This window comes from Butyrivibrio sp. FCS014, from assembly GCF_000526935.1.
GTDB lineage: Bacteria > Bacillota > Clostridia > Lachnospirales > Lachnospiraceae > Butyrivibrio.
Window position 1 is genome coordinate 455,728 of record NZ_JAHA01000006.1, and the last position, 12,765, is coordinate 468,492.

The window sequence follows — 12,765 nt, forward strand, 5'->3', positions numbered from 1 at the left end:
GCAAAGAGAGGAAATCATATGCCTATAGTTACTATAAACGGAGTAGAGAAAGAATATGAGAAGGCGACTACCTTCGAGGAGATCGCCAAGGAATATCAGAAGGATTATCCTCACAGGATCGCTGCGGTCATCTATAACGGCAAGATCCGTGAGCTTATGAAGACAGTTAAGAAGGACGGCACGCTGTCTTTTATCACCTTTCAGGACAACATCGGCCACAAGACCATGGCCAGGACAGCGGTTATGGTACTTATCAAAGCGGTAAGGGACGTTCTCGGTGAGAAAAACCAGTCCAAGATCAGGGTTGAATTCACCATCGGAAACGGATACTTCTGCACACTTCATGGTGTGGAGGTAACCGATGAGCTGGTGGAAAAGTTCTCTGTCAGATTCAGGGAACTTGTGGACGAGGCGCTTCCCATTACCAAGAAGGTATATCCTCTTGATGAAGCCATTGAGATTTTCAAAAAGCAGGGCATGACCGACAAGGTGGCTCTTCTTAAATACCGCAGAAGTTCAGAGATCAACATCTACAAATTAGGTGACCTCTACGATTATTTCTACGGGTATATGCTTCCCAACACCTCATATATCGAGCAGTTCAGGATCGACAAGTACCACGACGGCATCATGCTGACACTGCCCACCAGAAGGGCACCGGAGCAGCTCATAGTATCCGAGCCCAGGGAGAAGCTTTTCGAGACCATGATGCTGGCTAGTGACTGGGGAAGCATGATGGGGATCTCCAATGTGGGTGACCTTAACAACATGATCTGCGAGGGCAGGATCAACGAGATGATTCTGGTGCAGGAAGCCCTTCAGGAGAGCAGGATCGCAGACATCGCACGCCATATCTTTAAGCGGATAGATGTTAAGTTCGTAATGATCGCAGGTCCCAGTTCTTCCGGTAAGACCAGTTTTGCCAACAGACTTTCAATCCAGCTTCGGACCTACGGCCTTGTGCCCCATCCCATAAGCCTTGACAATTATTTCGTCAACAGAGAGGACACTCCTCTTAACGAGGACGGAAGCTACAACTTCGAGTGCCTTGAAGCTCTGGATGTTGAGCAGTTCAACAAGGATATGAAGAGGCTTTTAAACGGAGAGAGAGTAGAGCTTCCGGAATTTAACTTTATTACCGGCAAGCGTGAGATGAACGGAAACTTCATGCAGCTTGGACAGAACGATGTCCTCGTCATCGAAGGTATCCATGGACTTAACGAGAAGATGAGCTATGCTCTTCCTTCCGAGTCCAAGTTCAAGATATATATCAGTTGCCTTACAACCCTTAGTATCGATGATCACAACAGAATAGCCACCACCGATGGACGTCTCCTTCGAAGAATGGTAAGAGACGCAAGGACGAGAGGTGCTTCAGCCAAGAAGACCATCAGCATGTGGGGCTCTGTAAGAGCCGGCGAGGAAGCCAACATCTTCCCCTTCCAGGAGGAAGCCGACGAGATGTTCAACTCCGCACAGATCTACGAGCTTGCAGTTATCAAGCAGTACGCTGAGCCGCTTCTTTTCAACATCGGCAAGGGCGAACCGGAGTACTACGAAGCCAAGAGACTTCTTAAATTCCTTGATTACTTCGTAAGCGTAGACAGCTCCTTCCTCCCCAGAAACTCCATCTGCAGGGAGTTCGTGGGCGGCAGCTGCTTCAAGGTGTAAACCGTCCGCGGTGAAGTATGTATTTGTAAATTCATAGAAGAGCTGTAGTTTTGGGATGAAAATCCTTAAAGCTACGGCTCTTTTTTCATTACTGATTATTGTACAAACGTGAATTGTGGTTTTCCTAGCATTGGAAGTGCTTGGACGCTGCAGGATGAGGGGCATGTGAATTGAGCCCTCTCCGACGCTGCAGGATGAGGGGCATGTGAATTGAGCCTTCTCCGACGCAAAGCATTATATAAGCTGGTTGAGTCGGTAAAATAGCCCAAAAACTTGACGATATATCGATAAATGACATGTTTGAGCACCTGATTATCAGGATAGCGTTTGCTTTCTGTGAATTCTGTACATTATTTCGCAAATACTACCGACGCAAAGCCCCATAACAGACAAATGCGTCGGAAACGCCTTGCCAAAATCATCGAAATCCTGTAAGTTCGCAGCATATATCCAATTACGCAATCTGTGAATCAGTCTATACCAGCCATGATTATTATCAATACAACATGATTATTATCAACACAAATGTAAAAAATTAAAACAAGCGGCACTTTTCCCAATAAAAATTTTTTTCAAATCTTTGCAACATTTCCCTTCCCCCGATTGTGTACAGTGTAGAACAGCAAAAAACAAGCTGTATGAACGGAGGGAAAAAATTATGAAAAAGCAGTTCAGGTATGTATCAATCTTAACAGGAGCCGCAATCATGGCTTCATCACTGGCAGGATGCGGCAATTCGGTGACCACATCAGATACTGCGACCACAACCACGCAGACCACAACCACAACCACCACAACAACTGAAACCACAATAGCTACCGATACTTATGATTCAGGCAGCGAGGCAGAGTACACGGAAGCCGAGTATCCCGTGGAGGCTGCTCCCATGGCGCCTCAGGAAACAGGCCGTACTTCAACGGCGGACGCTGTTACAGGGTTCTTTTCATCCAACAAGAACAGCGCTGCAACAGCAGAAGGCTGCTATATCTATGAAGATTACTGGGATGATTCCTATTGTCCGGTTCCATATAATAATGAATCCTACGACAAGCCCGAGGAGAACGGATTCTTCTTATCACAGGTGCAGCCCCTTTCAACTTTCGCAGCAGATGTTGACACCGCATCCTACGCCAACATACGCAGGATGATCGAGAGCGGCTACGGCGCAGACAGGATCGATCCAGAGGCGGTTCGTCCCGAGGAATTCATCAACTATTTTTCCTATGATCTCAATTCTCCTAAAAGAGGCGAGAAATTCGGAGTTACCACAGAAGTTTCAACCTGCCTCTGGAACAAAGATCACCAGCTTATGTTCGTGGGATTAAAGGCAGAAGATAAGTTTGACGGCGACATGCCCAAGAGCAATCTTGTATTCCTCATCGACGTATCGGGGTCAATGACTTCCGAGGATAAGCTGCCTCTTTTGCAGAAAGCATTTAAAGAGCTGGTGGACAATCTTCCCGGGGACGGCACAGTTTCCATAGTTACCTATGCAAGCAGGGAAGAGGTTGTTCTTTCAGGCGAGAAGATGTCCAACAAGCGCGCCATCAAAAATGCAATAAGCAGGCTTTCCGCAGGCGGCTCAACAGCCGGTGAAAGAGGCATGCAGATGGCCTATGAGATCGCTGCCGAGAACTTCATCGAGGGCGGCAACAACAGAGTTATCATGGCAACAGACGGTGACCTTAACGTGGGCATTTCAGATCCCGACGACCTTGAGGATTTCATCAGCGAGAAAAAAGACAGCGGCATCTACCTCTCAGTTCTTGGCTTCGGAACAGGAAACTACAAGGACGACAAGCTTGAGAGGCTGGCGGACTGCGGCAACGGCAACTATTCCTACATTGATTCCATGACAGAGGCCAGGAAGGTTCTTGTGGATGAAATGAGCTCAACCCTTGTTACAGTTGCCAAGGACGTCAAGTTCCAGGTGGAGTTCAACCCCGCAACAGTAAACGCCTACAGACTCATTGGCTACGAGAACAGACAGATGGATGCAGTGGATTTCAACAATGACGCCAAGGACGGCGGCGAGATCGGCGCAGGCCACACCGTGGTTGCACTTTATGAGATCATCCCCGCAGGCAGCAAATCAGCCATAGATCTTAAGTATCAGACCGCTGCAAACAGCGACAGTGACGACTACGCAACGATCAAGATTCGCTACAAGGAGCCCGATGAGGATAAGTCAAATCTTCTTACCTACGTGGTTGACGAAGAGTTCTTCAATGAGCAGGCAGGAGAGAACCTGGCATTTGCAAGCCTTGTTTCCGAGTTCGCAATGCTTATAGGCGACAGCGACTACACAGGCGACATCACCTACAGCGACATCATGAAGGCCTACAAGAAGCTGGACAACACCGATGACTACAAGGACGAGTTCTACAACCTGGTCAGAATGGTGGAAAAGAGAAGCTGATACTGATATACTATCTTCCGGGAACTTGGTCAAAAAAGACAGCTCTTTTCCCGGGAGATTTAGATGAGCGAATTGGTCTTAAGACTAAATGAATACAGGATTTGGCGGACTCTTGAGATCATGGCCGAGGGAGCCTTGAAGTTTGCGGCAAGAGCTGCAAATGCCCTGGGGCTTTACAGCGTTGCCGCCAAAGTCGCAAATGGTCTTGGAATTTACAGCTTTGCCACCAGGCTGCAGGAGGCCCTTGGAGCTGAAGGCGAAGAAGGCATCTCTTCTCAGGACAGGGCTGCCAGAGCGGGCGCCATTCTTGATGACTACGGGAACAGCATTCTGCGTACGGCTTATATGTATCTTCACAACATGAGCGATGCGGAGGACATCCTTCAGGATACGCTGGTCCAGTACATAAGGAAAGCTCCTGCATTTACAGGCAGTGACCACGAGAAGGCGTGGCTCCTTACCGTGGCTGCGAACCTGGCCAAGAACAAGATCAAATACAACGAGCTTAGAAAGACCGATGAGCTTGCAGAGGAACTGGTGGGAGAGGAAGACCGGGACCTTGCCTTTGTCTGGGAGGCGGTCAAGCAGCTTCCCGAGAAGTTCCGGGAGGTTATACATCTTTTTTATCAGGAGGGTTACAGTACTTTAGAGATAGCAAAGATCCTTAAAAGAAATGAGTCCACTGTTCGCTCGGACCTTAAGAGGGGCAGAGATAAGTTAAAAGAAATATTGAAGGAGGCCTACGACTTTGAGTAAGTATCAGGATATTATGAACAAAATTGAAGTCACGGATGAGATGAAGTCCAGGATCCTTCAGAATATAGAAAAAGAGCTGAAGACAGAAGAAACTGCAGTATCAGGGGATTTTGAGACGAAGACCAAACCGAATGCAGAAGCGGAGGATAAAACTTCAGCCGGCGAAGATGCTCCCGGTAAGATCCGCAAATTCGAATTCAGGAAGTATATGCCAATGGCGGCAGGACTTCTTGTATTCATCCTGAGCACCTTCCTTATCCTCAATGTTATTCCGCACCATAGGGCCAATGAAAGTGCCACAACTGCGCCCATGGCCGATTCAGAGAGCGCGGTTTATGAGGCTGAAGCACCGATAGCGACAGAGACCGCAGCGGAAGCAGAGATGGAAGAAGCCCCGGCGGAAGCAGAGGCAGAGATGGCAGAAAAGTCACCTGCAGATACTGCATTACAGGTGGAAACCAATGCGGCTGTGCAGGAAGCAGCAGAAGAGGGACCAAGGGCAGAAGAAGCTGCAAAGGGTGATAAAACCACCGGTACAGCACCATCAGAAGTGGGTGGCGCCAAGGGCGAATCAATACAGCTTGATGGAATGAAGCCTTCCTCGGAGACCGATACAACTGCGTCAGAGTCGGAAGGCGTAACAGCGCCGGAGAATGCTGCCAATACGGAAGGCGTAACCGCGCAGGATAGCACCGACAAGACAGAAGCTGTGGCAGAGCCGGGGCCCATGGCATCCCCTGTGGAAACAGCTGCGCCTAAGCCGAGCCTCTTTAGCAGGATTGCCACATTCTTTAGAAATCTGTTTGAAGCGATAAAGAGTTGGTTCAAGTGATCTGGCGATTTTCAATGGAAGGTCATTTTTCAGCTTCCCAGTTACAAAACAAAAAACAGCGCCTTAGAATCTCCAAAGGATTCCATGGCGCTGTCTTTTTCTTTTTTAAGAGCAGAACTGTAAGCCGGGTTATGTCGTGAATGATCATCTATCTAGGACTGCTGTCACCAACAGCCTCAAGCGACCCACCTGAGAGCGAACCGGGCCGGCTCATAGCTCTCTGTTCGGTCTTGCTTCGGATGGGGTTTACATGGCTACTGATGTTACCACCAGCACGGTAGTCTCTTACACTGCCTTTCCACCCTTACCAGCCTCGAAGAGACTGGCGGTATCTCTCTGTTGCACTATCCTGGGAGTCACCTCCACCAGACGTTATCTGGCATCCTGCCCTGTGAAGCCCGGACTTTCCTCTCCCATGCCCTTTCGTTTGCATGGCAGCGATCATTTATTCTGCTCATCAAGTAATGTAATAGGGATTGAAGGATTTGTCAAATTTTTCATGAGATATGTAAAATTTGTGAAAGCACTTACATTTGGACAAGATTTGCAAGGTTTTGACATAAAAATGAAGTGAAAATGGAATTGATTTACCTTATGATGATATAGAAGTCGAAAGATAAACCCGCAATGAATCACGAAGTATCATGCTGATTCACGGCAATTCACAACGATTTATATGTATTGGAGGCATTATGGAACTTAGAACAGCTTGTTCACCCAAGGACGAGAAATACTATGACACCAAGAGACTGAGAGAGGAATTCCTCATCGATGATCTGTTTCAGCCGGATACCATTAAGCTGGTTTACAGCCACATCGACAGGATCATTACAGGATCCGCTGTACCGGTTAAGGAAGAGCTGAAGCTCACAGCAGGAGACGAGCTTAGAGCTGAGTATTTCCTGCAGAGACGCGAGATGGGGGTTATCAATATCGGCGGAGCCGGTGTTATCACCATCGACGGCAGGAAGTATGACGTAGATTACAAGCAGGGCATGTACATTGGTATGGGGGCAAAAGATGTATCATTTGCCAGCACAGACAGCGCAAAGCCTGCCAAGTTCTATATCAACAGCGCACCTGCCCACAAGACCTATCCCACTGTTCTTATTAAGAGAGAGGGAACACCTTCGGAAGACGTTGTCATCATCAAGGATGAGAACAAGAAGGAACTTGGAAGCCTTGAACAGGCCAACCACAGAGTTATCAACAAGTATATTCTTCCCGGCCAGGTTGAGACCTGCCAGCTGGAGATGGGTATGACCGAGCTTAAGCCCGGCAGCGTATGGAATACAATGCCCTGCCACACCCACGACAGAAGAATGGAAGTTTATCTGTACTTTGATATTCCCGAGGATGCACTGGTAATGCACTTCATGGGAGAACCCACAGAGACAAGACACATCATAATGAGAAATGAGCAGGCCGTTATCAGCCCCAGCTGGTCCATCCACTCAGGATGCGGAACCCAGGCTTATACATTCATTTGGGGAATGGTAGGAGAGAACCAGGATTTCGACGACATGGACGACTGTGCAATGACCGATCTTCTCTGATATGACAAATAGATAAACACAAATCACTACACCATCACGATTCAATAGGAGGAAAATGTAATGGGAGACTTTTTAAAGAACTTTTCACTTGAGGGCAAGGTAGCATGGATCACAGGCGCATCCTACGGACTTGGCCTTGCTTATGCCGTAGCTTACGCAGAGAGCGGAGCTAAGATTGTTTTCAACGATATCAATCAGGAACTGGTTGACAGAGGCCTTGAGGAGTACAAGAAGCGCGGCATCGATGCTTACGGTGCAGTTTGTGATGTAACCAAGGAAGATCAGGTTCAGAAATTTGTTGCCGATGTTGAAGCCAAAGTTGGTTCAATCGACATTCTTGTTAATAATGCAGGTATCATCAAGAGAATCCCCATGCATGAGATGACCGTAGAGCAGTGGAACCAGGTTATCGATGTAGACCTTACAGGCCCCTTCATCTGCTCAAAGGCAGTTCTTCCCGCAATGATGAAGAAGGGCTCAGGCAAGATCATCAACGCCTGCTCAATGATGTCAGAGTTTGGCCGTGAGACAGTATCTGCTTATGCAGCTGCCAAGGGCGGACTTAAGATGCTCACAAGAAACATCTGCTCTGAGTACGGTCAGTACAATATTCAGTGCAATGCTATCGGACCCGGCTATATCGCAACACCTCAGACTGCACCTCTTCGTGAGAAGCAGCCCGACGGATCAATGCATCCCTTCGACAGATTTATCCGTTCCAAGACACCCGCTCAGAGATGGGGCAGAACAGAGGACCTTATGGGTCTTGCAGTATTCCTTGCTTCTCCCGCTTCTGATTTCATCAATGGTCAGGTTGTTTATATCGATGGCGGTATCTCCGCATACATCGGACAGGATCCCGGAAACCTTGATCCTTCCAAGTTCACTGACATTGACGAGAGCACAGCTCAGTAATAGTGCGGACAGCACAAGTAATTTCGTAAGATTATTTTCATAAAGAGAGGCATAGAAATGGATAAGATTTGTGAAGAACTTTACAGGATCGGTATCGTGCCGGTAATCGCAATCGACGATGCAAAAGATGCAGAGCCCCTTGCCGAGGCACTTATAAAAGGCGGACTTCCCGCAGCTGAGGTTACTTTCAGAACCGCAGCAGCCGAGGAGGCAATCAGGATCATTTCCGAGAAATTCCCCGAGATGATCGTTGGAGCAGGAACAGTGCTTAATGCCGAGCAGGCTGACAGAGCCAAGGCAGCAGGAGCAAAGTTCATCGTAAGCCCCGGATTTAACAGATCAAATGTTGAGTACATTCAGAGCATCGGTGTTCCCGTGGTTCCCGGAATCGCAACTCCCGGTGAAGTTGAGCAGGCTATAGAGCTTGGACTTGACTGCGTTAAGTTTTTCCCTGCCGAGCAGAACGGCGGAATCGCCAAGATCAAGGCAATGGCTGCACCTTACACCAAGATGCACTTCATGCCTACAGGCGGCATCAACAAGAACAACTTAAATGACTATCTTAGCTTTGACAAAGTTTTCTGCTGCGGCGGAAGCTGGATGGTGAAAAAAGATCTCATTGCAGCCGGAAAGTTCGATGAGATCGAGGCTATGACAAGAGACGCTGTAAGCGCAATGCTTGGCTTCAAGCTCAAGCACATCGGAATCAACCAGAACAGCGAAGGCGATGCCGAGAAGGTTGCCGACATGTTCGATAACCTCTTTGGATTCACCAAGAAGGTTGGTAACTCTTCAGTATTTGCAGGATCCTTCATCGAAGTAATGAAGGCAAAGGGCCGCGGAGACTGCGGACATATCGCCATCGGCTGCAACAATATCGACAGAGCCGTTTATCACCTTGAAAGACAGGGTGTTAAGTTTGAGGAGGCATCACTTTCCTACGATGCTGACGGACACTTAAAGAACGCTTATCTTGAGGACGACTTTGGCGGCTTCAGAGTACACCTTGGCAAAAACTGAGAACTTCACTATGAATAAAACGGAGGATAAATAATCATGGCAAAAAAAGTAGTAACTTTCGGAGAGATCATGCTTCGCCTTCAGCCTGATAACTATTTAAGATTCGTTCAGGTTGATCACCTTGAGGCAACATTCGGAGGCGGAGAGGCCAACGTTTCAGTTTCTCTTGCTAACTACGGACTTGATTCTGTATATGTTACAAAGCTTCCTGCTCACGAGATCGGACAGGCAGCAGTTAATTCCCTTAGAAAATACGGTGTTGATACATCCAAGATCACCAGAGGCGGTGACAGAGTAGGTATCTACTTCAACGAGAAGGGTGCTTCCCAGAGAGGTTCCAAGTGCATCTACGACAGAGCACATTCAGCCATTGCTGAGGCATCTCCCGCAGACTTTAACTGGGATGAGATCTTTGAGGGAGCAGAGTGGTTCCACTTCACAGGCATCACTCCCGCTGTAAGCGATTCTCTTGCAGCCATCACTCTTGAGGCTGTTAAGAAGGCCAAGGAGCACGGCCTTACAGTATCCTGTGACCTTAACTACAGAGGTAAGCTCTGGAGTAAGGAGAAGGCAGGCAAGGTTATGGGTGAGGTTTGCAAATATGTTGATGTCTGCATCGCCAACGAAGAGGATGCCAACGACGTATTCGGTATCGCAGCTTCTTCCACAGATGTAACAACCGGTAAGCTCAACAGAGAGGGCTACATCGAGGTTGCCCAGAAACTCACAGACAGATTCGGCTTCAAGAAGGTTGCCATCACACTTCGTGAGTCCATCTCAGCAAACGACAACAACTGGAGCGCAATGCTCTACACCGATGGACAGGCTTACTTCTCCAAGAAGTATGCTCTTCACATCGTTGACAGAGTTGGCGGCGGAGACTCTTTTGGCGGCGGCCTTATTTACAGCTGCGTAAACGGCTTCGATCCTCAGCAGACCATCGAGTTTGCAGTTGCCGCATCAGCTCTCAAGCACTCCATCGAGGGAGACTTCAACCTTGTATCCGTTGATGAGGTCAAGAAGCTTGCAGGCGGAGACGGCTCAGGTCGTATCCAGAGATGATTTTTTTGGAATGATATAAAGATAAAAAAAGAATTAAAAAGCGTCATGCGTTATTTAAATGCATGGCGTTTTTTTTTATAATGTAGACTGAACGAGTATGTAGCATACGAGGTGACGCAGTGGTACCGGAAGGCTGGATGATTCTTAATTTTTATACGGCTCTTCTTTTGATCCTGCTCCTGTTTTTCCAGGGAAGAACAACCCGTACGGAATCAGGAGACAGGTTTATCAGATTGGACGTAATGACCCTGATCCTTCTTGCCGCAGAGACCGTTGGCCATTTCGGAGAGATTTCCGGCGACCTCATACTGCTGTCAAAGATAGGATATTATATCATCTATGCCCTTGACCCGGCGTGCTATCTCTTTGCCATTCTTTACATTGACTGCTGGATAAATGAAGGCGAGAAGAGCATGGGACGAAAGCTCGTAACTGCCGCCTACAAGATATTTGTGGCAGCAAACCTCATTGTTGTTACCGTTTCGACTCTTTTTGACCTTAAACTTCTCTATTATTTTGAGGGCGCAGAGTATTTCCGCGGGTCGCTGTTCTACGTAAGAGCAGTGCTCCTTTTGGTATTCTGTCTTCTTCTTTCCATATACTCCTATGTTTACAGGAAAAAAATCTACGCGGATTACCGGGGAGCTATCTTTGCACTGCCTACCCTTGCGATGATCGGCGCCTTTCTCCAGATAGTATTTGCAGAACTGGACATGACCTATGCTTCAATTGCCATTGGACTTCTTATCGTGTTCTGCAATCTTCAGTCCAACAACCTGGATGTGGATTATCTTACGGGAGCACTTAACAGAAGAGGCCTGGATATCAAGATGGAAGAGCGCATAAGGATTGCGCAGGCCGGGGGAAAGACCTTCTCCGCCATCATGCTGGATCTTGACAGATTTAAGCAGATAAACGACACCTACGGCCATATGGAGGGGGACTATGCCCTTAAGACTGTGTCGGACATACTTTACAGAGTCTTTTACCAGGGCGCGAGCATAGGAAGGTACGGAGGCGACGAGTTCTGCGTTATAACCGATATCAACAGCAGACAGGAACTTGATTCCAGCCTTGATATACTTGAAGACGAGCTGGAGATTTGGAATTACAGGGGCGGCAAACCATACGAACTTGCCATAAGCTGCGGCAGCATGGTATATGACCCCGCCTCCAAGATGAGTGCCAAGGATTTCCAGATAGCCATAGATGAGCTTATGTATCATGAAAAGAGAAAGCACCATCTTGTGGATAACAGAAGGAGGAGAACTGATGAAGCTGGACAAAACAACTGAGTCGATTTTGATCTTCCTGATATCTTTTGTGTTTATTATCAGTGCATATTATGTCAGCAGGGTGGCTGTGGTCGACTATGTTTCCTCGGAGTATCATCTTGAAATGGATCTGACGGGAGCAAGGCTGTCTGATATGGTCTACGCCACCGTGAAAAGGTCAAGTCAGTGGACGACCAAGTACGGGCATGGTGCGCAGTTTGATTTTGTTTTGCACAATCACAGCAATTCCGAGATCAATAACTGGAACATCTCCATGGAAGTTCCGGAAGGGTCTGACATTTCCCAGCACAACGGTATCGGCGTCAACGTCGAGAAGGGAAAAGTAATACTTGAACCTGACAGTGACCATCTTACCCTAAAGAGAAATACTCCCATAGAGTTCAGTATTGTCATTAATACCCAAGAGCCTTTTTACCCGGAAAAGCTCGGTTTTACAGGATATCAGAGGGGCGTCTTCGCTGAGAGTATCGCCAACAACGTTATCTTTCTGGCCTTCATGATATGGGCATTTTTGTTCGTTGGCTTTTTTGTTACCAGATTCAATCTCAAGAATTACCGCGAGAAACAGAAGAACGATGTCAGGATCATCCTTCAGTCAATGAATACATTCATCAGCTTCATTGATGCCAAGGATCCTTATACCAGGGGCCATTCAAGGCGTGTTGCTATGTACGCTGCGGAAATTGCCAAGAGAATGAGGCTTTCGGAGGACGAAGTCCAGAATATCTATTATGCGGGTCTTCTCCACGATGCAGGTAAGATAAGCATCCCCGATGCTGTTCTGAATAAGCCCGGGAAACTCACTGATGAAGAGAGAAAGCAGATCCAGGAGCACACCGTAGCAGGCGGAAAGATGCTAAAACAGCTGTCCTCACTTCGCGGAATACGAGAGACGGCTCTTTACCATCATGAAAGATACGACGGCAAAGGCTACCCTGAGGGACTTAAAGGTGAGTCCATACCTCTTTATGCAAGGATCGTGGGAGTTGCCGATTCCTATGATGCCATGTCCAGTAACAGAGTTTACAGAAGGCACCTTAGCAAAGACGAGATCATAGAGGAAATCCAGAAGGGATCCTCAACACAATTTGATCCAAATGTGGTACCCTATATGGTAGACATGATCAATGACGGCTATGTAAATGTAGTTAAGATGGAGACAGCGGATTCCGATGACAAGTCCTCCGATTTCCACCTTACCGAGGACGATATCCCCAGTGTTTACATGGGCTTCTGATC

10 protein-coding genes and 1 other RNA gene are annotated in these 12,765 nt (G+C 47.7%); 10 read left to right on the forward strand and 1 reads right to left on the reverse strand.

Features of this window, described 5'->3' with window-relative positions; translation table 11 throughout:
* Positions 1–18: 18 nt before the first annotated feature.
* The 4 genes from T456_RS0105840 to T456_RS0105855 all read left to right on the forward strand — a co-directional run bounded on the left by T456_RS0105840 (position 19) and on the right by T456_RS0105855 (position 5,678).
* Positions 19–1,671, forward strand: a complete 1,653-nt coding sequence (locus T456_RS0105840) for a nucleoside kinase (RefSeq protein ID WP_024865344.1) — start codon at positions 19–21, stop codon at positions 1,669–1,671.
* 658 nt (positions 1,672–2,329) lie between these two features.
* Positions 2,330–4,090: a vWA domain-containing protein gene (locus T456_RS0105845; RefSeq protein ID WP_024865345.1), complete on the forward strand. Its 1,761-nt coding sequence runs from the start codon at positions 2,330–2,332 to the stop codon at positions 4,088–4,090.
* 63 nt (positions 4,091–4,153) lie between these two features.
* Positions 4,154–4,846 carry an RNA polymerase sigma factor gene (locus T456_RS19280; protein WP_024865346.1) on the forward strand — a complete coding sequence of 231 codons (693 nt, stop codon included), beginning with the start codon at positions 4,154–4,156 and terminating at the stop codon, positions 4,844–4,846.
* Positions 4,839–5,678 carry a hypothetical protein gene (locus T456_RS0105855; RefSeq protein WP_024865347.1) on the forward strand — a complete coding sequence of 280 codons (840 nt, stop codon included), beginning with the start codon at positions 4,839–4,841 and terminating at the stop codon, positions 5,676–5,678. Before T456_RS19280 ends, T456_RS0105855 begins: the two co-directional genes overlap by 8 nt.
* 104 nt (positions 5,679–5,782) lie before the next feature.
* Here T456_RS0105855 and rnpB read toward each other — a convergent pair.
* An RNA gene (rnpB, locus tag T456_RS21120) (RNase P RNA component class A) lies at positions 5,783–6,135 on the reverse strand.
* Between the two features lie 235 nt (positions 6,136–6,370).
* Here rnpB and kduI point away from each other — a divergent pair.
* From kduI to T456_RS21110, 6 genes are all read left to right on the forward strand, one after another.
* Positions 6,371–7,234 carry a 5-dehydro-4-deoxy-D-glucuronate isomerase gene (gene kduI / locus T456_RS0105860; RefSeq protein ID WP_024865348.1) on the forward strand — a complete coding sequence of 288 codons (864 nt, stop codon included), beginning with the start codon at positions 6,371–6,373 and terminating at the stop codon, positions 7,232–7,234.
* A gap of 60 nt (positions 7,235–7,294) precedes the next feature.
* Positions 7,295–8,149, forward strand: a complete 855-nt coding sequence (locus T456_RS0105865) for a gluconate 5-dehydrogenase (protein WP_024865349.1) — start codon at positions 7,295–7,297, stop codon at positions 8,147–8,149.
* A gap of 57 nt (positions 8,150–8,206) precedes the next feature.
* Positions 8,207–9,169, forward strand: coding sequence for a bifunctional 4-hydroxy-2-oxoglutarate aldolase/2-dehydro-3-deoxy-phosphogluconate aldolase (locus T456_RS0105870; RefSeq protein ID WP_024865350.1), 963 nt, complete (start codon positions 8,207–8,209; stop codon positions 9,167–9,169).
* 36 nt (positions 9,170–9,205) lie between these two features.
* Positions 9,206–10,231, forward strand: coding sequence for a sugar kinase (locus T456_RS0105875; protein WP_024865351.1), 1,026 nt, complete (start codon positions 9,206–9,208; stop codon positions 10,229–10,231).
* A gap of 137 nt (positions 10,232–10,368) precedes the next feature.
* Positions 10,369–11,526 carry a GGDEF domain-containing protein gene (locus tag T456_RS0105880; RefSeq protein WP_024865352.1) on the forward strand — a complete coding sequence of 386 codons (1,158 nt, stop codon included), beginning with the start codon at positions 10,369–10,371 and terminating at the stop codon, positions 11,524–11,526.
* Entirely contained in the window at positions 11,504–12,763 is a 1,260-nt protein-coding gene (locus T456_RS21110; protein ID WP_024865353.1) for an HD-GYP domain-containing protein, read from the forward strand. The genes T456_RS0105880 and T456_RS21110 overlap by 23 nt, the downstream gene beginning before the upstream one ends.
* Positions 12,764–12,765 lie beyond the last annotated feature (2 nt).